This window comes from Enterobacter sp. 940_PEND, assembly GCF_001059415.1.
Lineage (GTDB): Bacteria > Pseudomonadota > Gammaproteobacteria > Enterobacterales > Enterobacteriaceae > Enterobacter > Enterobacter cloacae_M.
In genome coordinates this window covers 1-26,079 of record NZ_JUMS01000124.1, presented here as the reverse complement: position 1 = coordinate 26,079, position 26,079 = coordinate 1, and the positions used below count along the sequence as shown (strand labels likewise).

The window sequence follows — 26,079 nt, the reverse complement described above, 5'->3', positions numbered from 1 at the left end:
GCTAATGTTCTTATTCATCTGTATAACGTTTCGCCTCTTTATTATTTTTTCACATATATTTAAAACAAAGTGCGTCGAAATCTACGCGGTGTTTTAAGGTTCAAAGAGAACCTAAATGAAAAAGGTTCTCATATTGTCGAGTTATTTTTGTTCTCTGAATTGATTGATCAATAGAGCAATTCGATAGTTATCTATAGGTCTACTGTTCAGTGATTCATCTTGTATTAATTCCTGAGTCAAGCACTGGAGATAGTCGAGGTGTACACGCTCTGAGCCTTTGTAATTTTCTATTGTGTTCCAGTCATAAACCCATCTACCGATTGTGTAGCTGTGTTGGTGATTCACTGTGATGTATTTATAGCTGAGTACTAAACGGTGTTGGTTGATGAATAGCTTGTATGATTCATCAAACGTGATATGAGCGTTAATTAGCTTATCTGAACGGGAATACTCATAACCTGTATAAGTACCGTCTATGATGCTTGTAGAGCCTTGAGGGAAGTGTAATGTGATGTTCATAGGTATACCCCATAGTTATTGTCTATAGGGTATTTACTATGGTGTTAGATAAGGTTGTTATCTTGTCGAACGGTACTGAACGGTATAGATAGCCTTGAACCGCAGTTACTCCAGCATCGCGTAGTACTGGTAGCTCTTGCCGCTGCTCTACTCCCTCTACGATTACATAGGGGCAATAGTTCATGATGTTCTTCATCAGTACGTTGAATGTTGGTTTCTGTACTTCCTCACGGTAGAACGCCCTATCGATTTTTACCGCTTCATAGCATCCAGTAGTTAACGCCGCAACGTTAGCCCGACCGGAACCAAGATCATCAAGGAACAAGCGATAGCCTACGTTTAACATTGTTCGTAACACCGGATGATCTATACCCAATTCCAACCCTTCAAAGTCTTCTGAGATCTCCAACCTGACAAACTCCAGCTTATCCAGTAAGTGAGTTATACCACTGTCATATACACATAGCCGTGCCTGTAAGGTATCAACATTAACGGTACAGAAAAGCCGGTGATCCCTGAACCATGAAGCACGTAATTCTATGGCCTGTAGTTGTCGTGTGAGTAGTTCCCTCTTCCTTTCATTATCCATAGCCATGATGAAGTACTTACTGTTCAGTACAGGCAAGTCCTGGCAATGGAAACGGGTTAACAATTCACAACCAACCAGTTGGCCTGAAGTTGTCATGATCGGCTCTGCTATAAAGCTAGTTATTATCATCACATTGATCTCTTTAATCGATTTATACTCTATTATTGATCGCTCAAATCTATTAGTATAGAAACTATTCGCCTAAAGAAAATCATTTAACTTATTGAATATGATCGTTTTTATTGAATTTTTAGCGTTTCGTCTTGTTCTTCAGTATTACACTGTATAAATTTACAGTATCTAACGGTTAGTGGAGGGCTTAGAAATGGGCAATAAGAACGGTTACGATCCATCCATACGTAGAGGTGTTCATCAGTTCTCACACGCTGGGGTTTGGTTCACGGTCTGTTATCGGGGAAGTATTCTTGAACAATTCGAGTTGGTGATCGGGTGATATTTGAAGGTTCTGTAGGTGGGGTGTTCTGGCTGGGAACGGTTGAAAGGGATTGTTTTGTACTGATTAGCGAGACACCCTTTAACAAGGTGTTGGATGCTCTAGTTTATCTACATGCTGAACGCCGAGTGGTTGAACAACATGCTGATGATTGGTCCTGTGGGCAAGAAGAACTGCCATTCTAAAAAATGCCCCTACACATTGACGGCCCCATTGAGTAGGACAGTTCATGTTATTGGGGCATATTCAATTACTTAATAAGTATTGTGTAAAATCTTCTTGTTTGTACTACTGCGACAATAAAGCACCCAATAGCAAAGCATATTTTCATACCATCTTCTATTGGGTGTACATTTAATACATTTCTAATTATAAAGTTGAACACTGAAAGCGTTACAAACCAATACAGTAGGAAATACAAAAATGAAAACAGGCGTCAAAGTATATTGCTACTTTTAATATCAAAAATCTTTGCTGTCAGTTTTGTTAATGGTGAGAAAAGCATCGCGATAAAACCAGGTATTATAGTAATTAGAAATATCGCAACAAACATCAAAGGCACTTTTACATATTCATTGCCATTTGGACCAATTATAATAATCAAACCAGTGACAGCCGTGATCAGCCCACCAGTCAATAGTTCTTTCGTTCCCTCGAACATCTCAGAGATATTTTCAACAGTAATTTTCATTTTACCACTCTTCACTATAGGCAAGTTCTGAATGATAATATCATTTACAAATTGAAAAAGCCCTGTAGATTCACATCATAAAGGGCTTAGTACTGAAATTTTCAGATTACTTCGCTACTACCTGCCAGCGTCCACCAGGCTTTGTAATCTCATACTGGTATTGATCATCACACCATACATCTATACGGCCTGAGAAGTTCGCATTGCTAAACCTAGTGACTTTATCGCATGTGTAATCACGCTGGATAAGAGCCTGAGCGAAATCCTTAGCGTCCTGTAACTCTTGATTGGTGAGCTGGGTAGACGGTTCTTCGTGCTGTGCTTCATGCTTAACATCTCCACCTGAGATTTTGAAATACAAAGCGATGAGCACCAATAAAACTACAATAATTTTCCCCATTAGTAACCCTTGTGAACTATCTGGAATACAAGAGGTTGTTTCAACATCCTCTAAGTCACAATGGGTAGTATCGGCCTTATGTAGAATTTCTTTACTTACATGTAAACTGAAGGGGGAGTAACAGTACTGAGGGCTGTTGTATGGTAGCTTCACGCCACACCCACACCTTCAACAAACCTACCCATAGTGGGGGGCGTGAGGTTATGAGTGTACTTTAGGTATGATATAGAAGTAAAGCCATATAAGATTATCGATAAGTTTTTTTAAAGTTAATCCAAAAGCTCAATGCCCTTACCAAGTAGTAAAGGCATTGAGAAAATTAATAGCTAAGCTGTTTTATCTCTGTTGGTGAGATTGGATACTGATATTCAGGAATAATCATTCTACAAAACATATCAAATCTTGTAAGATGTTCCTTAACCTGGTCGATTGGAACGCCAATATTGCGTAATGAATTGATAAGAATATCATTGTCAAAGTCGGGTCTTCCATAATACGCACATTTATTATCAATGATGTGATTATAGAACTGTAGTACATCATTATAAGTTTGAATTTCAGTATCAGTTTTATAATCAAATGATTTTATTGACATGTTTCCATCAATGCTTTCAATGCTGACTCGTAAACTATCGAAATATAAAAAAGCACTACGGAATTCACTCTGAGGCATTTCTATATTTTGGTCTGTGATATGAATGAAACTCTCCGCTCTCAGCTCAAGTAGATTAGAAAAAAGATCACCCTTATCTATTGTTACTAAACCATCAGTACGTGTATAGACGCCATCCTCAAAATGATAATAGTAATATTTTTCATTATCAACTAACTTATAAAAACCAGTAATATCATCTTTCATGCGAAAGATTACACCATCCACTAATTCTATAGCAGAATAGTCACATTTATTATAATTCATTTTTCTTCCTTAACTAGGGTACGTAGAACATAATATAGTCTATATATGAAATGTCGGGATACACCTGTGGATTCGTTAGTAAAACCTCATGTGAACTAAGGATAGTCCGGGCTAACTGAGTAAAAGAATCATCGCTGCTTTCACTCAAGCGATATATCTCATATATACCATTATCAAGGGGCAGAATTTTATAGCACATAACGATTCTAGATATTAATTTGTCAGCCTTATATAGTCATATATTAGTCATAGCGAAGTGCCAGACTTTCAATATCGATTAATTTACAAGAGTTAAACAAGTAACCTTGTACACCCCATACCTCTAAACGTCTAGCTAGTTCAAGTTGTTCATCTGTCTCTACGCCCTCAAAGACGATTTTATTACATTTATTTTTATAGAGTATCAAACCTTTGAATGGCTGTTCTTTCTTGGCTTCCCGCCAGAAGTATTCACGATCAATCTTAATCAATTCATACTGAGAAGCATCAACCATGCTTATATCACAATATCCTGCTCCCAAATCATCCAGCCATACCTTACCAAATCTAGTACATAGTGCTTCTATTAGTTTAGTACGGGTGTGTAGTTCACATGTTGCTAGACTCTCTGAAATTTCAAGCCGCACATAATTCATACCCTTTAATAGGCAATCTTCTTCAGGTGTGCGATTGATACATTCAATCATATCCCTGTTAACATTAAGACTACACAACAGATTGTTCTTTGTGAAGAAATCATTTTTTTCTTTGATAGCAGTGACTTGCTCTCTGAGTAACAAACATCTTTCTTCATTGCTCATGCTCTGAATGACAGTATCCGGCGGGTAAAACTTACCATACTGATCTTGGAAGCGAGTTAATATTTCAACCCCTCTTAACCTCATTGAAACTGGGTCTACTAATGGCTCCACTATGAAAAACTGCTTCATATCAATCACTTCCCCGTCTTGAAGTATTGTAAGTAATCTAAATGAGAATAAGTTAATAAATTTTATTAGTTAGCGAGCTATACCTATAAACATACCTGTTATCTACATGTTTTCAAGGTTTCGAATGTAAATTGTGTACTTGTCTCCAATATCCGGTTTTCAGAGGGTTTAATATTTTATTTCAATCATTTACGTAAGTATCATCTTTCCTAATGATTTCTTAATGTTAATCGGTGCTAATAAAGTCACAAATAGACCATAAAGGTTATATGGGATTATCTGGTGATTCTACCTTTAGATGATCAGATAAGATATTAATTACTCGGATTATTGTACCTAACTCTTAGTTAACTAATGATTGTTGGAAGTATACTGCCTCATCATCTGATAAGTCCATAGTTCTGGTAGTACTGTACCAGTAGTAGATTAATTAATAGTAATGGCTTAAACAGCCCGATAACCCGACAAGGGCAAAGCCCGCGTAGTTACTCCAAAAGACGGCTGACCCCAAACAGTATAGGTTTTCACTTCCTTCAGTAGTCGATAGACAAAAACAAAAGACGTGGCGTTCTTCGAGTGACTAGCGAGAAAACGCAAGTTTACGATCTTATCTTTTTGGTTTTACAGAGACTAACGAGCAAAGCGAGTTAGGCTCTATGATACTGAATAGACAAGTAAGTCATTTACTTTAAAGTGTATATTATATTAAGTTACGGGAATCAATATGTGGTATGTAACCCATTGATTTAACTACTATATGTTGTGGCATCAACCGTATTTTACTCATAATAACCGTATTTTCGACGTATACAATACGGTTATAGTTACGGTTATTATTTACATATAAATCAATTACTTATTCATTGCTACTAGTCGTTCAATTAAGGTAATAAGATCCGCACCTTCATCTTTTAGCAGTTCAACTAGTGCTACATGTTCTTCTGTTACGGTTTTCTTTGGTTTGTATTGCTTCATTCTATTAAGGGATTTCCCTTCCTTTACTAGTACTTCAAACGCCTGTGATACTAGGGTTGCTATGCGTTTGTACTTTTCACGCGATGATTTACTATCTGGATAGTTTTGATTTTTATTCTGTCTGAATAGTTTTAGATGTTCAAATACCATAACTTCACTGAATTCAGGAGCATTCTTTACTATCGCAAATACATCTTCTTCCGGTACACGGTTTTTACCTAGAAAAGTACTTTCCTGGATTATTCCACGCATTACTTCTTTTGCTTCACTAGATAGTGAATTAAAGCTAATGAAACGTAGTTCATTCTGGATCATTTGATTATTGTGTATTGTTTCTTTTCTCGCCATTATAATTCCCCCTTAATATGGGGCTGTCACTCCTACATGATAGCCCCTAAGTTATTATGCTTGTTTGATAATTCTTGTGTAACTATGTCGTGTAGTATTTCGGTTCCATAGTTGATTGAAGTAGGATGTAATCCCAATGTATGAGTACTTTCCAGTATTCCACGCATCAATAATTTGTACTTTCTCTTCTTCGGTGAATCTATTCCAGCTACGTTTATTTTTCGCTTTTGCCATATTCTCTTTTTGTGTAATCCATTGTAGGTTATCCACGTGATTGTTTAGAGGATTACCATCAATATGATCAACAACTAATTTCAATGATTCATCACGTTCAATAAAAGTTTCTGCGATTAGTCGATGAACTTCTACAGTTCTACTATCACCACCTTTGACAGATAGTGTTACTTTGTAGTACCCATTAGATTCCGAAGGGGTTAGCTTTAGTAGTGTTTCTGTCTTAGTATTGAATACATCACCTTCATTACTTACTACATAATATTCATATTTCGTTTCTTTCCATATTTTCATATATAACTTCCATATTACCCGCGTTACTTCCTGTAATCGCGTTTCTACTTATTGTGTGGTTAGTAGACAACCAATTAATTACTTACTGTTTAGTACAATGTACTGATCAATTAAGTAACCTACAGCAGAAGATAGAGTACCTTTTGATACCTTACCTTCATCAATCAATTTTTTTAGTACTTCAACCTGTGAATTAGATAAACGTGCGGTTATTACGTTATCTTTTCTATCCTTAGATTTATTATTCTTCATTTAATTAACTCATGTGATTTGTATACGTATACGTTATTTATCCCAAGCAAAAAAGATAGCCCTTTTAGGGGGCTATACTTTAGCAATATAGGAGAATTATAATGTTACCATCTATTTAGTCTCTGATGGCTGGAGAAATGGAATTATGCTTCGCAGTTCGGCTAGGTGAACATTTTCGATCACTCAGAAAGCCACATCAATATTATAGGACATTTTTTGCGTCTGTCCCAAATATTTTATAGATACCTACATTATACCGTGAAAAAATCACCCGTTCCAAAATTCTTAGGACTTTTTCTTTCGTAATTTATCAGTACTTTTATTTATGTGTTGTCTTACGTGACGTTCTACAAATGGTATCTTTAGTGGAAGTGCTAGTACTGTGAGAATCATAAACATCAATACTAGTATTGTGTAGATTGGGAAAAGAAAGATTTCAATTAATGGCTTTAGCATGTATACGCCTCCTGTATTGTATACATTTATTTATATAAAGAGGCGTAATCATGTGAGTTATTGTAATAGAAGTACTGATATGAACATACCAGGTTGGAACATTTCAATACTATAGCCCCTGAATCTTTTCAGGGGCTATAAGAAGGTAATGTACCTTCAACCGTCGGCAAACGGTAGAGGCGGCAACCTCTACCTTTCACCAACAGGAGTTTTGGCTTGATTGGTATTATATCAAATAGAAGGTTTTTTCACCAAGAAAAATCTCACATCGCCTAATATCAGTCACCCTCACGAATCACTTAACGCAAATCTTTGCTGTGACGCGTTTTGAGAGGCTCTATTACAAACCCACACCAACGCATTACCATATACGAAAAAGCCCCGCATACGAACGTACACGAGGCCAAAATTAAACTTAAAACGTAAAACGTAAAATCTTGTTTTTAAAATAATCAAATACTTATCGGAAAGTTAGATAGTCTGCCTTGCGATTTATGATGGCTTGACTATTCAACGTTATAAATAGTTAGCTTTACTAGTGTTGTTCAAACATAAATACACCCTGCTAATACCATCAAATACTAGCAGGGCAAAAAAATGTATCGTATTTCGCTTACGTCCCATGACAACTATCATCAAAGTACTGCTAACTACTCAACTGATACTACATTATTATTATTGTCAATTTAACTATAGACTACTTTCAAGTGCATCACTATGTACTTTGGAAGTAACGTTAGATTTATCACAAAAATACATGTAACGATTGTTAGTTACATTTTTAAAAGAGAAATACTATCATTACTCAACTTTGTATTTTTCAAAAAATCTTCACGGCTGAAGCAAGATTCTAAAATCGCATTTTTGATGGCTCTGCTGACGTTACAAGTCAATTAAGAGGTTTCTTTCGTTTTATGTTTAGGATACTCGTTACTTAGTGAATAAGAAACTCATATTGTTTCGCATCCAAACACCTACGGCATCACATCGATCTACAGCATCTACATAGTTCAGCAATAGCGAATAATCAATGATTGTAAGATCTTCTTTAGTCTGCTGAAAACGGATCTCACCATCTTTAACACTAATTACGAAAGATGGTGTGTAATAGAATTTAGCACCATCAACATTTTCAATGATCACCTCACTGATTAACTTTTGTTCTTTCTTCTTATTCTCTATAAAAAGGACATGCCTTTTCAGCTCGTTCTGCTTGTAGATAATGTCAATTGTGTAAAAATTGCCGTTACGCTTTAGACGAATATTAGAAACAATCTTGTTAAGTTCATTCTCATAACGTGTGCGTATGTCGACGTTATTCACATTATATAATTCAGTAACGTTAACATCCTGTAGTACTGGTAAATCTACTTGTACTGTAGCTAATGAAGCTTGACGTGCTAATAACTGTTCTAATTCTAACTTGGCATCATCCAATTCTTCCCGCATTTCAAAAGAGACAGCTTTACCAGCACTTTTACGCCGTTCAATACCATTTTCATAGTTAGTGATCTGATCCTTAACTTGATCAATTTGAATACGTATCACTTCAATTTCAGGATTGAATTCTTGTTCTTTAATCACAGTGTTTAGATCCATGCTTAATAAATGCTCTACTACAAAACGCTCTACTGTTTCATAGGTCATAGCTTTATTTTCGCAAAGTCCATCACGTTCATTGAGGCAACGAATGTATCTATATTCCTCGATTTTTGGATCGCCTTTCTTTGGTGTACGTTTAGCACGAACCACATTATGATACATTGGCCCGCCGCATTCAGTACAACGAGCGATACCACTAAACAAATTACTTTTAATCAGTACTTCTTCCTGTCCGTCTTTCTTCACGGTAACACGTCCAGCATTAGGACGACGAGACTTTAGCAATTCCTGTACTAATTCAAATTCTTCTTCATTAATCACTACAGGGTACACGTCCATATCGTACTTTTTCTGAGTTACTGGATTTTCAATATCATCATGGTTACGGATGATTTCTGAAATGAAAATCTTACCAGTTACACGGCGATTAGTAAGAATCTTATGAACAAGTTCACCAGTCCACGGACGATTAAATTTATATTGCTCACCTTCTTTCGTTTGAAGTTGTTTAGCAATCGTGGGGCATCCCATGCCAGTTTGATAAAGAGCAAATATCTCTTTAACTACTGCCGCTTTATGATTAAGCACATACTTATCATTTTCTACTTCGATCCATTGAGGACGTTTATTAGTTACTATAGTACCTTTGTTGAATGCTTGTTCGCGTTTCTTCGCCCACCCTTTACGAATACGATCACTTTTATACTTAGATTCATCATATGCCCGTTGAGCATTCATCATTACAAAAGGTAGATCTTTAGAATTACTACGGCTGATAACTATGTTAGCCATTACATCATGAATAGCTACGTTATGTGCCATTAGAGCATTGATGTAACCCATCACATCAAACGGGTTCTGGCGGCTAAAGCGGTCTATAGATTCCACTACCAATATAGAACTATCCCACATACCATTACGTACTTGTTCCATCCATGCCCCTAACTCACCCTCAGAGATGTTTAAACCCTTAAAGGCTGAGACACCTTGATCCGATAGTACTACTGGGGCTGGATCATCCATTTCCGCACAAATGCCAGTACGCTCTAAGTAGCCTTCTAATAGTTCAGCTTGGCGTGCGATACCTGACCCGTCGAGCTGCTGATCCGAGCTAACACGATGATACACAAATACTTTTTTCATGTTAAACCTTCTAATTTTTGTTTGTATAAGCATAACACATTTGTATGATTATCAGGCAAAAAAGGTTTTAGAATCCGACCCGCTGCCGGTTCCCCAGGCGCTGCAGCTGATCGATCTGCTGGATGAGCATGCCGTTCACGGACTGATGTATGTGGATAACGCGATGCTGTACGAGCGCCCTACCGGCCACGTGGTGCGCACCAGCAACTGGGCTTTGTCCCTGCCTGAAGCGCAGCGTCCGGTCTTTACCCAGGTTTCCTCCCTGCGTCAGGCCGCCCAGGACGTTGAGGCAATCTGGAAATTCGCCCTGACCGATGAAGACACCACCAAACTGAATACCTTCGCAAAACACGTGGAACAAACGCTGGGTCTGGAGTGCGAATGGTCCTGGCATGACCAGGTGGACATTGCCCGCAAAGGCAACAGCAAAGGCAAGCGCCTGACGCAGTATGTAGAATCTCAGGGCGGGTCGATGCGTGACGTGATCGCCTTCGGCGACAACTACAACGACATCAGCATGCTGGAAGCCGCCGGTACCGGCGTGGCGATGGGCAATGCCGACGACGCGGTGAAAGCCCGCGCCAACGTGGTGATTGGTGACAACACCACCGACAGCATCGCACAGTACATTTACACCCACCTGCTGTAATCAGGCGGTGATCGAGACGCTCTTAATTTGCGCGTAAAGCCACAGGCCGGGTTTGATCCCTAACTCATCCCTCGCCCACGGGCTGATGCGCGCCCAGAGCGTCCTGCTGCCGACTTCAAGCTTCACTTCCACCTGCCCGTTATCATCAAAACACTCCGCGACTTTGGCGCGCAGAATATTTCGAATACTGGTTTGCAGCGGCGGCTGCAGCACCAGCGAGACGTCCGACGCCTGGATGCGAATTCTCAGCGCGGACTGTAGCGGTTTGTCGATCTTATTGACCCAAAGATGCTGGTCGCCCAGCGCCAGGGCGGTCATCGCGTAGTGCGGATGGTGTTCCAGAACGCTCACTTTAAGAATGCTGCTCTGCTGTTCCCTGGGTAACCACGGGTGCATTACGCTGCTGCCCCACACCTCTTCCAGGTTGCCGAACGCCTTCACGCTGCCCTCTTCCAGCACCAGCACTTTGTCGGCGAGATGCAGGATCTCATCCAGCGAATGACTAACGTAGAGCATCGGAATATTAATTTCCCGGGTCAGGCGCTGTAGATAAGGCAGAAGTTCCCGTTTACGCGGAATATCGAGCGAGGCCAGCGGTTCGTCGAGCAGCAGCAGCTCGGGGGCGGTCAGCAACGCGCGGCCAATGGCCACACGCTGTTTTTCTCCGCCGGAGAGTGAGGATGGCAGCCTGTCGAGCAGAGGCTCAATGCCTAAAAGCGTCACCAGCTTATCAAACTGTCCGGCCATGCTTTTCGCCATGCCGTAACGCAGGTTGCCGCGCACGCTGTAGTGCGGGAATAAGCGCGCGTCCTGGAAAACATAGCCAATGCGGCGTTTATCCGGCGTGAGATAAACCTTGTTTTCCACGTCGTTTAAGACGCGGTTATTCAATACAATCCGTCCTGACTGCGGCCGCGTCAGACCACTGATAGCATTTATCAGCGACGTTTTTCCCGCTCCCGAGACGCCGAAGATGGCAGTGATACCGCTTGCAGGCAGCGTCTCGTTAAGCGTCAGGGTATGGTTTCCCAGCGTCTGGGTGAAATGGAGTTCCAGCATGCTTATTTCCCCATCCGCTGGCGGCTGAGCCGCGCCAGCCATTCAGACACCATTAGCGATGCCAGCGCCAGCACAATTGAAATAATACACAGCCGCGCCGCCGCGCCTTCACCGCCCGGCGTTTGAATCAGAGTATACATTGCCGACGGGATGGTTCGCGTCTCGCCGGGGATGTTCGACACAAACGTGATGGTCGCGCCAAACTCGCCCAGCGAGCGGGCGAAGGCCAGTACCGTCCCGACAATAATGCCGGGTAACGTCAGGGGAAGCGTGATGGTGAAAAAGACGCGCCAGCGCCCGGCACCGAGCGTACGGGCCGCCTGTTCGAGCTTTATGTCCACGCCTTCCAGCGCGAGGCGGATCGCCCTCACCATCAGCGGGAATGACATCACCGCCGCCGCCAGTACCGCACCGCGCCAGCTAAACGCAAACGTCAGCCCAAACCAGTCGTAAAGTTTTTCGCCAATAAAACCGCGTCGCCCCATGGAAATTAACAGCAGATAACCGACCACCACGGGCGGCAACACGAGCGGAAGATGAAGCACGCTGTCGAGCAGCACTTTGCCGGGAAACCGACAGCGAACCAGTAGCCAGGCAAAGAAGATCCCAAAGGGCAAGCTCAGCGCAACCGCCAGGGAAGAGACTTTAAGGCTCAGCAGAACAGCCTGCCATTCAGGATCGGTCAATATCATCAGTGAGTCGTAAATCCATAGCGTTTAAAGATTGCGGACGCCTCCGGCCCTTTCAGGTAATCGCGGAAGGCCGTCACGGCCGCATTTTTATGTCCATCAACAATCGCAACAGGATATTCCACTTTCTTGTGGGAGTCTTCCGGGAACGTTGCGACTACTTTTACCCCTTTACTGGCAACGGCATCAGAGCCATACACAATGCCCAGCGGAGCTTCATTGCGCTCTACCAGCGCCAGCGCGCCGCGCACATCTTCCGCCGGGGCCAGCTTCGGTGACAATGTCTCCCATGCACCCAGCTTTTGCAGCGCTTCTTTGGCATAAATCCCGGCCGGAACGTGCTCCGGGTCGCCCACAGCCAGACGGCCACCGTTCAGCAGTCTCGTCCAGTTGGTCTGTTTGTTGATGGTGAAGTCCGCCTGCACGCTGGCTTTTGGCGCCACGACAACCAGGCTATTGCCCAGCAGCGTTTCGCGGGTTGTCGCATCAATCGCTTTTTTCTCCGCCGCGTAATCCATCCACTTCTGGTCAGCCGAGATGAACAGATCCGCCGGCGCGCCCGCTTCTATCTGGCGCGCCAGCGTAGAGGAAGAGGCAAACGAGGAGACCACCTCGACGTTTTTCTCTTTTTTATACGCCGCCGCGATGTCCTGCAGCGCGTTGGTCAGCGACGCCGCCGCAAAGACCGTAATTTTACCTTCGTCCGCCAGCGCGTGTCCGGTAAGTGAAAGCGTCAGCGTTGCCCCTGCGAAAAGGCGTACCCATGAACGTGCCATCTGTAACTCCTTTGAGTAGCGTTATATACATATTAATATAACGGTAACGTCAGGGAGATCCCAGCGTTTAATCGTACCGCTGAAGGGGTAAACCGGGGTGATGCGTTAAATAATATCGGCGTAGACGGGAAAATCTTGAGAGCAAAACGCCCGGACTCGCCGGGCGTTTTGTAGGGAATCAATGCTGCTTTTTAGCCTGGTCTTTGTGACCAATGTTCGAAAAGACGTTGAACACTTCACCCAGGCCGTAGATGGCACCGAGGATGATGGCCATCACTACTGGTACCATGATCACGGCGAATACCAGACTTTTCAACAACTCTAACATGGTTTTCTCCAGATATTGTGAATAGCTCATTCTACCTTTTCAAGTGAGAAAAACATCCCCTTTTGTGCGGTACTCTTTGCGCCCTGCACCATTTAGGCCACAATACTCTTTTTGCCAGGACACTGTTATGCAGGCCGAAATTCTTCTCACTCTACGACTTCAGCAAAAGCTTTTCGCCGATCCGCGGCGTATCGCCCTGCTTAAACAAATAGAACAAACGGGCTCGATTAGCCAGGGGGCGAAAAACGCGGGCATCAGCTACAAAAGTGCCTGGGACGCCATCAACGAAATGAACACCCTGAGCGAACAACAGCTGGTGGACAGAGCCACAGGCGGCAAAGGCGGCGGCGGTGCGATCGTGACGCGCTATGGCCAGCGCCTTATTCAGCTTTACGATCTGCTGGCCCAGATCCAGCAAAAGGCGTTCGATGTGTTGAGCGACGACGATAACGTTCCGCTGGACAGTCTGCTGGCCGCCATTTCCCGCTTCTCGTTACAAACCAGCGCCCGCAACCAGTGGTTTGGTAAGGTGACGGCGCGCGACAATCTCCAGATACAGCAGCATATTGAGATCCTGCTTGCCGATGGCACCACTCGTCTGAAGGCCGCAATAACGGCGCAGAGCGCGGAACGTCTTGAGCTGGATGAAGGTAAAGAGGTGCTGGTTCTGCTGAAAGCGCCGTGGGTCAATATTACGCGCGATCCCGACGCCGCAAAGGCGGCCGATAACCAGCTCCAGGGCGCAATTAGCCATATCGAACGCGGCCAGGCGCAGTGCGAAGTGCTAATGACCCTGGCAGATGGGCAGCCGCTTTGCGCGACCATACCGCTTAGCGAAGCGGAAGGTTTAGAAGACGGTTCTGTCGTTACCGCCTGGTTCAACGCAGACCGGGTGATTATCGCCACATTGTGCTGAGCGCATTGACAATCGCGCCGACAGTGCGTATCCCTGATATCTGGTGCTGCAAAAACAGGGATAAATCATGTCATCATTGCATATTTCGCAAGGCACGTTTCGTCTTAGCGATACCCGAACGCTGACGATTGCTGATTTGACGATACGCGCGGGTGAAAGCTGGGCGTTTGTCGGCACTAACGGCAGCGGTAAATCCGCGCTGGCCCGCGCGCTGGCCGGCGAACTCCCCCTCCTCAAGGGCGAATACCAGGGCGACTTTACGCGCCTGACGCGCCTGTCGTTTGAACAACTGCAAAAGCTGGTAAGCGAGGAGTGGCAGCGCAATAACACTGATTTACTCAGCCCAGGCGAAGAAGATACCGGCCGTACGACGGCGGAAATTATTCAGGATGAGGTGAAAGATCCCGCCCGCTGTCAGCGCCTGGCAGAACGGTTCGGCATCACCGCCCTGCTCAACCGGCGCTTCAAATACCTTTCTACCGGCGAGACGCGAAAAACGCTGCTTTGCCAGGCGCTGATGAGCGAGCCCGAGCTGCTTATACTCGACGAACCGTTTGACGGCCTTGACGTGCAGTCCCGTGCGCAGCTGGCGTCCCTGCTGGAGTCGCTTAATCAGCAGGGATATACCCTGGTTTTGGTGCTTAACCGCTTCGATGAAATTCCGGACTTTATTCAGCACGCGGGCGTACTGGCCGACTGTAACCTGACCGAGACCGGCGAAAAAACCGCGCTGCTCAAGCAGGCGCTCATTGCCCAGCTCGCGCACAGCGAACAGCTCGACGGAATTACCCTTCCGGAACCTGACTCCCCTTCGGCCCGCCATGCGCTCGATCCCCACCAGCCGCGCATCGTGCTGCGAGAGGGGATTGTCTCTTATGACGATCGCCCGATCCTCAACCGTCTTAGCTGGACGGTCAATCCCGGCGAACACTGGCAGATTGTCGGCCCTAACGGCGCGGGGAAATCCACGCTGCTGAGCCTGATCACCGGCGATCACCCGCAGGGCTATAGCAACGATCTGACGCTGTTTGGTCGGCGTCGCGGCAGCGGCGAAACCATCTGGGATATAAAAAAACATATCGGCTACGTCAGCAGCAGCCTGCATCTGGACTATCGGGTCAGTACCACGGTACGCAACGTGATCCTTTCCGGATATTTTGACTCGATCGGCATTTATCAGGCGGTGTCGGACAAACAGCACAAGCTGGCCCAGCAGTGGCTGGATATCCTGGGCATGGACAACCGGGTCGCTGACGCGCCGTTTCATAGTCTGTCGTGGGGGCAGCAGCGACTGGCCCTGATCGTTCGCGCGCTGGTGAAACACCCTACGCTTCTGATCCTCGACGAACCGCTGCAGGGACTCGACCCGCTGAACCGCCAGCTTATCCGCCGCTTTGTGGATGTCCTGATTAGCGAAGGTGATACGCAGCTGCTGTTCGTTTCACATCACGCCGAAGATGCCCCCTCCTGCATCACCCATCGCCTGGAGTTTGTGCCGGACGGTGAGGGTTATCGCTACCTTCTCAGCAACGTCGATTAACCGTGGAGGGCTCTGCCCTCCTCTTTTTCAGATAACTTGCATCAATACATCGCTATCTCTTTGATCTAGAATGCTCGGATTCATTGTAAAAGCGAGTGTGAAAACGAGTGTAAACGATTCCACTATTTTATCCCATGTCACACTTTTCGCGTCTCTGTTATGCTATGGTTATTACATACCATAAGCCCAATGGAGCGAAATATGCGAGTTCTGGTAACAGGTGGTAGCGGTTACATAGGTAGTCATACCTGCGTGCAACTGCTGCAAAACGGTCACGACGTCATCATCCTCGACAACCTGTGCAACAGTAAGCGCAGCGTGCTGCCGGTGATTGAATGCCTTGGCGGTAAACAACCGACTTTCGTGGAAGGCGACATCCGCAACGAAGCGCTGATGACCGAGATCCTTCACGACCACGCCATCGAAGCGGTGATCCACTTCGCGGGTCTGAAAGCGGTCGGTGAATCCGTTGCGAAGCCGCTCGAGTATTACGACAACAACGTCAACGGTACCCTGCGTCTCATCTCCGCTATGCGCGCGGCCAACGTCAAAAACTTCATTTTTAGCTCCTCCGCCACCGTCTACGGCGATCAGCCCAAAATCCCTTACGTTGAAAGCTTCCCGACCGGTACCCCGCAAAGCCCGTACGGCAAAAGCAAGCTGATGGTGGAGCAGATCCTGACCGACCTGCAAAAAGCGCAGCCGGAGTGGAGCATCGCGCTGCTGCGCTACTTCAACCCGGTCGGCGCGCATCCGTCCGGCGACATGGGTGAAGATCCGCAGGGCATCCCGAACAACCTGATGCCGTATATCGCCCAGGTTGCCGTGGGTCGCCGCGACTCGCTGGCGATTTTTGGCAATGACTATCCGACCGAAGACGGCACCGGCGTGCGCGACTACATCCACGTGATGGATTTGGCCGACGGTCACGTTGCGGCTATGCAGCAGCTGGCCAACAAACCGGGCGTGCATATTTACAACCTCGGCGCCGGGGTCGGCAGCAGCGTGCTGGACGTGGTTAACGCCTTCAGCAAAGCCTGCGGTAAGCCGGTTAACTACCACTTCGCTCCGCGTCGTGATGGCGACCTGCCTGCTTACTGGGCCGATGCCACCAAAGCCGACAAAGAGCTCAACTGGCGTGTGACGCGCACGCTTGATGAAATGGCACAGGATACCTGGCACTGGCAGTCACGCCACCCGCAAGGCTATCCGGACTAAGGATCCGTCATGACGCAATTTAATCCCGTCGATCATCCGCATCGTCGTTTTAACCCGTTAAGCGGGCAATGGATTTTGGTCTCCCCGCATCGCGCCAAGCGCCCCTGGCAGGGGGCTCAGGAGACGCCTGCAAAACAGACGCTGCCACAGCATGACCCGGACTGCTTCCTCTGTCCGGGCAACACGCGCGTCACCGGGGACAAAAACCCTGACTACAAAGGCACCTTCGTGTTCACCAACGATTTTGCCGCCTTGATGACCGACACGCCGAACGCGCCGGAAAGCCACGATCCGCTGATGCGCTGCGAAAGCGCGCGCGGAACCAGTCGCGTGATCTGCTTCTCGCCGGATCACAGCAAAACGCTGCCCGAGCTGAGCGTGGAAGCGCTGAAAGAGGTCGTCAGCACCTGGCAGGCGCAAACCGCAGAGCTGGGGCAGAGCTATCCGTGGGTGCAGGTGTTCGAAAACAAAGGCGCGGCCATGGGCTGCTCAAACCCGCACCCGCACGGCCAGATCTGGGCGAACAGCTTCCTGCCTAACGAAGCCGAGCGTGAAGACCATCTGCAGAAAGCGTATTTCGCGGAAAACGGTTCGCCGATGCTGGTGGACTATACCCGGCGTGAGCTGGCCGACGGCAGCCGCACCGTGGTGGAAACCGAACACTGGCTGGCCGTCGTCCCTTACTGGGCCGCCTGGCCGTTTGAAACGCTGCTGCTGCCGAAAGCACACGTGCAGCGCATCACCGATCTCAGCGACGCGCAGCGCGACGACCTTGCCCTGGCGCTGAAAAAGCTCACCAGCCGTTACGACAACCTGTTCCAGTGCTCCTTCCCGTACTCCATGGGCTGGCACGGCGCCCCGTTTAACGGCGAAGAGAATCAACACTGGCAGCTGCACGCCCATTTCTATCCGCCGCTGCTGCGCTCTGCGACGGTGCGTAAATTTATGGTGGGCTATGAAATGCTGGCGGAAACCCAGCGTGACCTGACGGCGGAACAGGCGGCAGAACGTCTGCGTGCCGTTAGCGACGTCCACTATCGCGAATCAGGAGTCTAAAAAAAATGAGTCTGAAAGATAAAACCCAATCCCTGTTTGCTGAGAAATTTGGCTACCCTGCCACCCACGTTATCCAGGCGCCAGGCCGCGTTAACCTGATCGGTGAACACACCGACTATAACGACGGTTTCGTGCTGCCGTGCGCCATCGATTACCAGACCGTTATCAGCTGCGCGAAGCGCGACGACCGTAAAGTTCGCGTGATTGCGGCGGATTACGGTAATGAGACGGACGAGTTTTCTCTCGATGCCCCGATTGTGACGCACGACAGCCAGCAGTGGTCTAACTACGTGCGCGGCGTGGTGAAACACCTTCAGAAGCGCAACAAGAACTTTGGCGGCGCCGATTTAGTTATCAGCGGCAACGTGCCGCAGGGTGCGGGCTTAAGCTCCTCTGCGTCTCTGGAAGTCGCCGTGGGCACCGTGTTCCAGCAGCTTTATCATCTGCCGCTGGACGGCGCGCAAATCGCCCTGAATGGTCAGGAAGCAGAAAACCAGTTCGTGGGCTGTAACTGCGGCATTATGGACCAGCTGATCTCCGCGCTGGGCAAAAAAGAGCATGCCCTGTTAATTGATTGCCGCTCGCTGGGTACCAAAGCCGTTCCCCTGCCAAAAGGCGCGGCTGTCGTCATCATTAACAGCAACTTTAAGCGCACGCTGGTGGGCAGCGAATACAACACCCGCCGCCAGCAATGCGAAACCGGCGCCCGCTTCTTCCAGCAGCCTGCCCTGCGCGACGTGACGCTCAATGAATTTAACAAAGTGGCACACGAGCTGGATCCGGTCGTCGCCAAACGCGTTCGTCACGTGCTGACGGAAAATGCCCGTACCGTTGAAGCCGCGTCCGCGCTGGCGAAAGGCGATCTGAAACGCATGGGTGAGCTGATGGCGGAATCTCACGCCTCCATGCGCGATGATTTTGAAATCACCGTGCCGCAGATCGACACCCTGGTGGACATCGTTAAAGCCACCATCGGCGACAAAGGCGGCGTGCGCATGACGGGCGGCGGTTTTGGCGGCTGCATCGTTGCGCTGGTGCCAGAAGAGCTGGTCCCTGCCGTACAGGATGCCGTGGCGAAGCAGTACGAAGCAAAAACGGGCATCAAAGAAACCTTCTATGTTTGCAAAGCATCACAAGGAGCCGGACAGTGCTAAACGAAACACCTACCCTTGCACCGGATGGTCTGCCGTATCGCCTGTTAACCCTGCGCAATCGCGCGGGGATGGTCGTTACGGTGATGGACTGGGGGGCAACCCTTCTTTCTGCCCGCGTACCGATGCCGGACGGCAGCGTGCGTGAGACTCTGCTCGGCTGCGCCTCGCCTGAGCAGTACGTCAATCAGTCCGCCTATCTTGGCGCGTCCGTTGGGCGCTATGCTAACCGCATCGCGAAAAGCCGTTTTGAACTCGACGGCGTGCAGTACACCCTGCTTCCAAGCCAGGGTGAGAACCAGCTGCACGGCGGACCGGACGGGTTTGATAAACGCCGCTGGAAGATTGTTCGTCAAAACGATAGCGAAGTTCTGTTCTCGCTGGATTCGCCTGATGGCGACCAGGGCTTTCCGGGGAACCTTGTCGCATCCGCGCGCTTTACGCTGACCGACGACAACCGTATCGCCATCGAATACCGTGCGACGGTCGACAGGCCGTGTCCGGTCAATCTGACCAATCACGCGTATTTCAACCTGGACGGTAGCCAGTGCGACGTGCGTAACCATAAGCTGCAGATCCTGGCGGATGCGTATCTGCCGGTTGACGAGATGGGCATTCCGTATCAGGGCCTCAAAGACGTGAGCGGCACCAGCTTTGACTTCCGCAGCGCGAAGTCCATCGCCCAGGATTTCATGAGCGATGACGATCAGCGCAAGGTGAAAGGCTACGATCACGCTTTCCTGCTGCAGGCCAAAGGCGATGTGAAACAGCCTGCCGCGCAGGTCTGGTCTGCGGATGAGAAACTGCAGATGACGGTTTATACCACCGCCCCCGCCCTGCAGTTTTACTCAGGCAACTACCTCGGCGGCACCACGGCGCGCGAACACGATGAGTACAGCGACTGGCAAGGCCTGGCGTTGGAGAGCGAGTTCCTGCCGGACAGCCCGAACCATCCTGAATGGCCACAGCCGGACTGCGTGCTGCGCCCGGGTGAAGAGTACGTGAGCGTGACGGAATATCATTTTATTCCACATTAATATCCAGCCCTCCCTCCGGAGGGCTTTTTTCTACGCGCCTTGCTGAAAATAGCGCCGATCGCAGACAAAATCATAACCCTGGATTCACAAGCATCTTACACTCAGAGACTATTTTCGCTATGGTTAGGGGTAAGCGTTGCTGGTGGCACGGCCACGGCAATATAATGAGAATTGTTATCATTCTAAAAATGCTTGAGGAGTAAGAGATGGCTATAACTAAGCTGGTCCTGGTGCGTCACGGCGAAAGCCAGTGGAACAACGAAAACCGCTTTACCGGTTGGTACGACGTTGATCTGTCTGAGAAAGGCGTAAGCGAAGCAAAAGCAGCAGGTAAACTGCTGAAGGAAGAAGGCTTCAGCTTTGATTTTGCTTACACCTCTGTGCTGAAACGTGCCATCCACACCCTGTGGAACGTGCTGGACGAACTGGATCAGGCCTGGCTGCCGGTTGAGAAGTCCTGGAAACTGAACGAACGTCACTACGGTGCGCTGCAGGGCCTGAACAAAGCGGAAACCGCTGAGAAATATGGCGACGAGCAGGTTAAACAGTGGCGTCGCGGCTTCGCAATCACCCCACCAGAGCTGACCAAAGATGACGAGCGCTACCCGGGCCACGATCCGCGTTACGCGAAGCTGACCGACGCTGAGCTGCCAACCACCGAAAGCCTGGCGCTGACCATCGACCGCGTTGTGCCTTACTGGAACGAAACCATTCTGCCACGCCTGAAAAGCGGCGAGCGCGTGATCATCGCGGCTCACGGTAACTCCCTGCGTGCGCTGGTGAAATACCTGGACAACATGGGTGAAGACGAAATCCTCGAACTGAACATCCCAACCGGCGTACCGCTGGTGTATGAGTTCGACGAAAACTTCAAGCCAATCAAACACTACTATCTGGGTAACGCAGAAGAGATCGCGGCGAAAGCAGCGGCTGTCGCGAACCAGGGTAAAGCGAAGTAATTTTCGCCAGATATAAAAAAAGCGCGGAGCCTTCCGCGCTTTTTATTTGTGACTGAGAATTCAGCCGCGACGCGCTTTTACCGCATTCGCCAGCTGACGCAGGATAGCATCGGTATCGTCCCAGCCAATGCAGGCATCGGTGACGCTTTTGCCATACACCAGCGGCTCGCTGCCTTCCAGGTTCTGGTTACCTTCAACCAGATGGCTTTCGATCATCACCCCAATCACCGCCTTCTCACCGCCGGCAATCTGCTGGCAGACGTCTGCACCCACTTCCATCTGCTTTTTAAACTGCTTGCTGGAGTTGGCATGGCTGAAATCGATCATCACCTGCGGTGGCAGCCCGGCTTTTTCCAGCCCGACCTTCACTTCTGCCACGTGTTTCGCGCTGTAGTTCGGCTCTTTGCCGCCGCGCAGAATGATATGGCAGTCACCGTTCCCGCTGGTGTTAACGATGGCGGAATGGCCCCATTTGGTTACGGACAGGAAGCAGTGCGGCGCACCCGCTGCGTTGATGGCGTCGATAGCCACCTTAATGGTGCCGTCAGTGCCGTTTTTGAAACCCACCGGGCAAGAGAGACCGGACGCCAGCTCGCGGTGAACCTGAGATTCAGTCGTGCGCGCACCAATTGCGCCCCAGCTCATCAGGTCTGCCAGGTATTGTGGCGTAATCATGTCCAGGAATTCACCGGCAGCAGGCAGGCCGCTGTCGTTGATCTCCAGCAGCAGCTTGCGCGCAATGCGCAGACCGTCGTTGATCTGGAAGCTGTTATCCATATGCGGATCGTTAATCAGCCCTTTCCAGCCCACGGTGGTGCGCGGTTTTTCAAAATAAACGCGCATGACGATTTCAAGCTCGTCCTTCAGCTCTTCACGCAGAGTGAGCAGACGGGCTGCGTACTCTTTCGCAGCTGCAGGATCGTGAATGGAGCACGGGCCAATCACCACCAGAAGACGATCGTCATTACCTTTCAGGATCTTATGGATCGCTTTACGAGCATGAGAAACCGTGTTTGCGGCATTTTCAGTGGCGGGGAATTTCTCAAGGAGCGCTACAGGAGGTAATAACTCATTGATCTCTTTAATGCGTAAATCGTCGTTCTGATAATTCATCTTCGTTCCAGCTCTGCCATATCTTTAGTAATGAAAGCAATCCTTTCAATCTATCTTGTCGACCAGGAAGTGTAAACACGGTTTTACACTTCACGCAGATAATTCCTGGAATTCGCCTAAAAATCGCCACAAAATAGCGAAAAACGAGATCTAACCTAAGCTTTTTAACTGTAACAACCAATTTTAAACGCTTAAACGCGATTCCCTACTGACGTAAGTCCGTGAGGAGGAATCTTTCGCCTCTGAAACAGATGCACTGTTGGAGAAAGTTATCCAGCGTAACGACAAGAACAGGAGCACCATGATGAAAATGACTAAACTGGCAACCCTCTTCCTGACCGCCACACTCACTCTGGCAAGCGGCAGCGTCCTGGCCGCGGAAACGGGCACATCCGATAGCAACGGGGATGCCAATGCCGCTGCGGCAGCAGGCCAGCCCGCCCCTGATGCGAAACAGAACATCGCCCCGAATAATGTCGACAACAGCCAGATCAATACCGGTAACACCAACACCGGCGGCACTATGCTGCATCCCAACAGCAGCGGTTCCGGCACAATGAATCATGACAATATGAGTTCGGATGAGGTTCATAAGAACTCGATGTGTAAGGACGGCAAATGCCCCGATCCTAATGATAAAGTAGGGAACGACGCGAATACCAAAACCGATGGCACAACCCAGTAAGGGGTGGTAACCGGTAAGAAAAAGGAGAGCTCAGGCTCTCCTTTCTTTTTGGAGTAACCTATTAAAAACGCTACACTAAAAACAATAACACATCAGGAAAGCAGATATGGCGCACTCCCATTCCCACTCACACTCTCCCGGCAACGACAACGCTAAACGACTGATGCTGGCCTTTGGCGTTACGGCAACGTTTATGGTTATCGAGGTCATTGGCGGCCTGATTTCCGGCTCTCTGGCGCTACTGGCTGATGCCGGGCATATGCTGACCGATGCCGCAGCGCTGCTCTTCGCCCTCCTGGCGGTACAGTTTGCGCGTCGTCCTCCCAATGCGCGCCATACCTTCGGCTGGCTGAGGCTGACAACCCTTGCCGCGTTTGTGAACGCTATTGCGCTGGTGGTCATCACCGTTCTTATCGTCTGGGAGGCCGTACAGCGCTTCAGACACCCGCAGCCAATCGCCGGGACAACAATGATGGTGATTGCCGTGGCGGGGCTGCTGGCAAATATCCTGGCCTTCTGGATTCTGCACCGCGGCAGCGGAGAAAAGAACCTCAACGTGCGCGCTGCGGCTCTGCATGTCCTGGGTGATTTGCTCGGCTCAGTCGGGGCGATCGTCGCCGCGCTGGTGATCCTCTATACCGGCTGGACGCCTGTCGATCCGATTCTGTCCGTGCTGGTGTCATGTCTGGTCTTGCGCAGCGCCTGGCGACTGCTGAAGGAGAGCGTGAATGAACTGCTTGAAGGGGCACCGACATCTATGGATATTGAAGAGCTGAAGCGCAACCTGCGCCGTTCAGTCCCGGAAGTACGCAACGTTCATCACGTGCACGTCTGGCTGGTGGGGGAAAAACCGGTCATGACGCTGCACGTCCAGGTGATCCCGCCTCACGACCACGATGCGCTGCTTGAACGCATCCAGCATTTTCTCGAACATCACTACGAAATTGGCCACGCCACCATCCAGATGGAGTATCAGCCCTGTAACGGGCCGGACTGCCACCTTAACGAGGCGCAGTCCGGACATTCACATCAGCATCATCACTAGCTGGAAAGCGCGTGAGAACCTCGCTCACGCGCGCTCTTAATCCACATCCGGCTGCCGTTCAGCGCGATGAAGGTCAGCAGCAGATATTCCAGCGACATCGCATAGACGCCCTGCAGGGCGAAGATCGCCACGCTGATCACGTTGATGATGACCCACAGCAGCCAGTTCTCAACGTATTTTCGCGTCATCAGGATCATCGCCGCAATCGACAGCACCATCATGCAGGAATCCCAGAACGGGAAGGCATCCGGCTGGAGCTCGGGCATCGTCACGTTCAGGCCGAAACCGGACATGACCGACACGGCAACGCGGGTCAGGAACGCAAACACCGGGTTGATGTAGACGGTCATTAAACCAATGGCGACCAGACAGGCGACAAACCAGGCGATGGCTTTCGGCAAGGGCAGCCAGCGGATCTGCAGCTCTGCCTCCTGCTGGCTGTTCTGACGCGACCACGCGTACCAGCCGTAAATATTGGCCGCAAAGAAGAACAGCTGCAAAAGCAGGCTGGCGTACAGCTGGATCTGGAAGAAGATAATTGCAAACAGCGTAACGTTAATCAGCCCGAACGCGTAGTTGCTGATTTTCTCCAGGCTTGCCAGCCAGATACAGAGTAATCCCGCCAGCGTGCCAACGGCCTCAATCCATGACAGGTCATAGCCACCTGCACCAATCGGTATATGAAACAGAATGTTCTGCGTGCTAAAAAAATCCATCTTTTCCCCGGGACGTTTTGAATTAAGTACGTAGTGTAGCCGCAAAATCCAGCATGCGGTTAAGCGGAATTAACGCACCTTCACGCAGGGCGGCATCCACATGGATTTCATGTGCTGCACCGCCCGTCTCGAGCCCTTCGGCAATGGCCTTCAGGCCGTTCATCGCCATCCACGGGCAGTGCGCACAGCTGCGACACGTTGCGCCCTCGCCCGCCGTTGGCGCTTCAAGGAGCTCTTTCTCCGGCACGGCCTGCTGCATCTTGTAGAAGATACCGCGATCGGTCGCCACGATGAGCTGCTTGTGAGGCAACGTCCTGGCCGCGTTGATAAGCTGGCTGGTGGAACCCACGGCGTCCGCCATGTCGACAATAGACTGGGGTGATTCAGGGTGAACAAGAATCGCGGCGTCAGGATAAAGTGCCTTCATGCGCGCCAGCGCCTGGGTTTTGAATTCGTCGTGCACAATGCAGGCACCCTGCCAGCAGAGAACGTTAGCCCCCGTCTGCTTCTGGACATAATTGCCGAGATGGCGATCGGGCGCCCAGATAATTTTCTCGCCCAGGCTATCCAGATGTTCAATCAGTTCAACGGCGATACTCGATGTGACCACCCAGTCTGCACGCGCTTTTACGGCCGCAGAGGTGTTAGCGTAGACCACCACGGTCCGGTCAGGATGGGCATCACAGAAGGCCGTGAATTCGTCAATCGGGCAGCCGAGATCCAGTGAACACTCCGCGTTAAGCGTGGGCATCAGAATGGTTTTTTCCGGGCTCAGGATCTTTGCCGTTTCGCCCATAAAACGCACGCCGGCAACCAGCAGCGTGGAAGCGGGATGTCGTGCACCGAAGCGCGCCATCTCCAGTGAGTCAGAAATGCAGCCCCCGGTCTCTTCAGCCAGCTGCTGTATTTCCGGGTCGGTGTAGTAATGGGCCACCATCACCGCATCTCGTTCTTTAAGAAGACGTTTGATCTTCTCACGGTAGAATTGCTTTTCGTCCTGGCTTAGCGGGACAGGCTTTGGCGGAAACGGATAGATTGCGGCTTCAGGATCAAACATCACACTCATTATGGCTTCTCGTTTTACGGGCTTAACAATATTGCCTTTCTTTTGCATGACATAGCAAAACGCATGGCAATTGTGTTTTGTATACTAAACAAGATAGCGAATATGAGAGGAAAAGTCACAGGAAATAGGTGCGGATAGCATTTGTCGGCCGGCGGCTTCGCCTTGCCCGACCTGCACAGACGGCAGATAGCAAAAAGGCGCCTTTAGGGCGCCTTTCTACACTGGTGGGTCGTGCAGGATTCGAACCTGCGACCAATTGATTAAAAGTCAA

At 48.9% G+C, this 26,079-nt stretch carries 26 protein-coding genes and 1 pseudogene; 10 read left to right on the top strand and 17 right to left on the bottom strand.

All coding sequences use genetic code 11. The annotated features are described in order from the left end of the window. Positions 1–141 precede the first annotated feature (141 nt). The 10 genes from ADJ24_RS18420 to ADJ24_RS18380 all read right to left on the bottom strand — a co-directional run bounded on the left by ADJ24_RS18420 (position 142) and on the right by ADJ24_RS18380 (position 9,805). Entirely contained in the window at positions 142–519 is a 378-nt protein-coding gene (locus ADJ24_RS18420; protein ID WP_032668108.1) for a hypothetical protein, read from the bottom strand. A 22-nt stretch (positions 520–541) separates the two neighbouring features. Then, positions 542–1,237, bottom strand: a complete 696-nt coding sequence (locus tag ADJ24_RS18415; RefSeq protein WP_023292990.1) for an EAL domain-containing protein — start codon at positions 1,235–1,237, stop codon at positions 542–544. A 761-nt stretch (positions 1,238–1,998) separates the two neighbouring features. After that, positions 1,999–2,253, bottom strand: a complete 255-nt coding sequence (locus ADJ24_RS18410; RefSeq protein ID WP_023310819.1) for a hypothetical protein — start codon at positions 2,251–2,253, stop codon at positions 1,999–2,001. Positions 2,254–2,359: 106 nt separating this feature from the next. Beyond that, positions 2,360–2,653, bottom strand: coding sequence for a hypothetical protein (locus ADJ24_RS18405; RefSeq protein WP_023292988.1), 294 nt, complete (start codon positions 2,651–2,653; stop codon positions 2,360–2,362). Between the two features lie 319 nt (positions 2,654–2,972). Then, positions 2,973–3,572 carry a hypothetical protein gene (locus ADJ24_RS18400; protein ID WP_023292987.1) on the bottom strand — a complete coding sequence of 200 codons (600 nt, stop codon included), beginning with the start codon at positions 3,570–3,572 and terminating at the stop codon, positions 2,973–2,975. A 242-nt stretch (positions 3,573–3,814) separates the two neighbouring features. Then, positions 3,815–4,501 carry an EAL domain-containing protein gene (locus ADJ24_RS18395; RefSeq protein WP_023310818.1) on the bottom strand — a complete coding sequence of 229 codons (687 nt, stop codon included), beginning with the start codon at positions 4,499–4,501 and terminating at the stop codon, positions 3,815–3,817. 852 nt (positions 4,502–5,353) lie between these two features. Further along, positions 5,354–5,824, bottom strand: a complete 471-nt coding sequence (locus ADJ24_RS18390; RefSeq protein ID WP_023310817.1) for a hypothetical protein — start codon at positions 5,822–5,824, stop codon at positions 5,354–5,356. Positions 5,825–5,878: 54 nt separating this feature from the next. Further along, the gene (locus tag ADJ24_RS18385; RefSeq protein ID WP_023292991.1) at positions 5,879–6,352 is read right to left on the bottom strand and encodes an HNH endonuclease signature motif containing protein; all 474 of its coding nucleotides are present in this window, start codon (positions 6,350–6,352) and stop codon (positions 5,879–5,881) included. 78 nt (positions 6,353–6,430) lie between these two features. Continuing rightward, complete coding sequence (locus tag ADJ24_RS25370) at positions 6,431–6,604, bottom strand: hypothetical protein (protein ID WP_164085561.1); 174 nt, start codon at positions 6,602–6,604, stop codon at positions 6,431–6,433. Positions 6,605–7,990: 1,386 nt separating this feature from the next. Continuing rightward, positions 7,991–9,805 (bottom strand): recombinase family protein, encoded by a 1,815-nt coding sequence (locus ADJ24_RS18380; RefSeq protein ID WP_023292993.1) that lies wholly within the window; start codon positions 9,803–9,805, stop codon positions 7,991–7,993. Positions 9,806–9,836: 31 nt separating this feature from the next. On the opposite strand from ADJ24_RS18380, the pseudogene ADJ24_RS18375 reads away from it, so the two are divergent. Then, positions 9,837–10,454: pseudogene (locus ADJ24_RS18375) on the top strand (pyridoxal phosphatase); the annotation flags it as partial. On the opposite strand, the gene modC reads toward ADJ24_RS18375, so the two are convergent. From modC to ADJ24_RS18355, 4 genes are all read right to left on the bottom strand, one after another. Continuing rightward, a complete protein-coding gene (modC, locus tag ADJ24_RS18370) occupies positions 10,455–11,513 on the bottom strand; it encodes a molybdenum ABC transporter ATP-binding protein ModC (protein WP_023310814.1) in 1,059 nt (352 codons plus the stop codon). A gap of 2 nt (positions 11,514–11,515) precedes the next feature. Next, positions 11,516–12,205, bottom strand: coding sequence for a molybdate ABC transporter permease subunit (gene modB, locus ADJ24_RS18365; protein ID WP_048703265.1), 690 nt, complete (start codon positions 12,203–12,205; stop codon positions 11,516–11,518). Next, entirely contained in the window at positions 12,205–12,978 is a 774-nt protein-coding gene (gene modA / locus ADJ24_RS18360; RefSeq protein WP_023310812.1) for a molybdate ABC transporter substrate-binding protein, read from the bottom strand. The genes modB and modA overlap by 1 nt, the downstream gene beginning before the upstream one ends. A 178-nt stretch (positions 12,979–13,156) precedes the next feature. Next, positions 13,157–13,306, bottom strand: a complete 150-nt coding sequence (locus tag ADJ24_RS18355) for an AcrZ family multidrug efflux pump-associated protein (RefSeq protein WP_023310811.1) — start codon at positions 13,304–13,306, stop codon at positions 13,157–13,159. 127 nt (positions 13,307–13,433) lie between these two features. On the opposite strand from ADJ24_RS18355, the gene modE reads away from it, so the two are divergent. From modE to gpmA, 7 genes are all read left to right on the top strand, one after another. Next, the gene (modE, locus tag ADJ24_RS18350; RefSeq protein WP_023310810.1) at positions 13,434–14,222 is read left to right on the top strand and encodes a molybdenum-dependent transcriptional regulator; all 789 of its coding nucleotides are present in this window, start codon (positions 13,434–13,436) and stop codon (positions 14,220–14,222) included. A gap of 67 nt (positions 14,223–14,289) precedes the next feature. Then, positions 14,290–15,762: a molybdate ABC transporter ATP-binding protein ModF gene (modF, locus tag ADJ24_RS18345; protein WP_023310809.1), complete on the top strand. Its 1,473-nt coding sequence runs from the start codon at positions 14,290–14,292 to the stop codon at positions 15,760–15,762. A gap of 201 nt (positions 15,763–15,963) precedes the next feature. After that, positions 15,964–16,980 (top strand): UDP-glucose 4-epimerase GalE, encoded by a 1,017-nt coding sequence (gene galE / locus ADJ24_RS18340; protein ID WP_023310808.1) that lies wholly within the window; start codon positions 15,964–15,966, stop codon positions 16,978–16,980. A gap of 9 nt (positions 16,981–16,989) precedes the next feature. After that, on the top strand, positions 16,990–18,036 hold the full coding sequence (gene galT / locus ADJ24_RS18335; protein WP_023310807.1) for a galactose-1-phosphate uridylyltransferase: 1,047 nt from the start codon (positions 16,990–16,992) through the stop codon (positions 18,034–18,036). 5 nt (positions 18,037–18,041) lie between these two features. Continuing rightward, complete coding sequence (gene galK, locus ADJ24_RS18330; RefSeq protein ID WP_023310806.1) at positions 18,042–19,190, top strand: galactokinase; 1,149 nt, start codon at positions 18,042–18,044, stop codon at positions 19,188–19,190. Beyond that, a complete protein-coding gene (gene galM / locus ADJ24_RS18325; protein ID WP_023310805.1) occupies positions 19,184–20,224 on the top strand; it encodes a galactose-1-epimerase in 1,041 nt (346 codons plus the stop codon). Before galK ends, galM begins: the two co-directional genes overlap by 7 nt. A gap of 206 nt (positions 20,225–20,430) precedes the next feature. Then, positions 20,431–21,183 (top strand): 2,3-diphosphoglycerate-dependent phosphoglycerate mutase, encoded by a 753-nt coding sequence (gpmA, locus tag ADJ24_RS18320; protein WP_023310804.1) that lies wholly within the window; start codon positions 20,431–20,433, stop codon positions 21,181–21,183. Between the two features lie 60 nt (positions 21,184–21,243). Here the strand turns inward: gpmA and aroG are convergent, their stop codons facing one another. After that, entirely contained in the window at positions 21,244–22,296 is a 1,053-nt protein-coding gene (gene aroG / locus ADJ24_RS18315) for a 3-deoxy-7-phosphoheptulonate synthase AroG (RefSeq protein ID WP_008501110.1), read from the bottom strand. 304 nt (positions 22,297–22,600) lie between these two features. Between aroG and ADJ24_RS18310 the strand changes: the two genes are divergently transcribed. Then, positions 22,601–22,981: a protein YbgS gene (locus tag ADJ24_RS18310; RefSeq protein ID WP_023310803.1), complete on the top strand. Its 381-nt coding sequence runs from the start codon at positions 22,601–22,603 to the stop codon at positions 22,979–22,981. A gap of 106 nt (positions 22,982–23,087) precedes the next feature. Continuing rightward, positions 23,088–24,026 carry a CDF family zinc transporter ZitB gene (gene zitB / locus ADJ24_RS18305; RefSeq protein ID WP_023310802.1) on the top strand — a complete coding sequence of 313 codons (939 nt, stop codon included), beginning with the start codon at positions 23,088–23,090 and terminating at the stop codon, positions 24,024–24,026. Here zitB and pnuC read toward each other — a convergent pair. Together pnuC and nadA are read right to left on the bottom strand one after the other, a co-directional pair. Then, positions 24,023–24,742 carry a nicotinamide riboside transporter PnuC gene (pnuC, locus tag ADJ24_RS18300; protein WP_023310801.1) on the bottom strand — a complete coding sequence of 240 codons (720 nt, stop codon included), beginning with the start codon at positions 24,740–24,742 and terminating at the stop codon, positions 24,023–24,025. The genes zitB and pnuC overlap by 4 nt on opposite strands. Before the next feature lie 22 nt (positions 24,743–24,764). After that, a complete protein-coding gene (gene nadA, locus ADJ24_RS18295; RefSeq protein ID WP_023310800.1) occupies positions 24,765–25,808 on the bottom strand; it encodes a quinolinate synthase NadA in 1,044 nt (347 codons plus the stop codon). Positions 25,809–26,079: the final 271 nt, after the last annotated feature.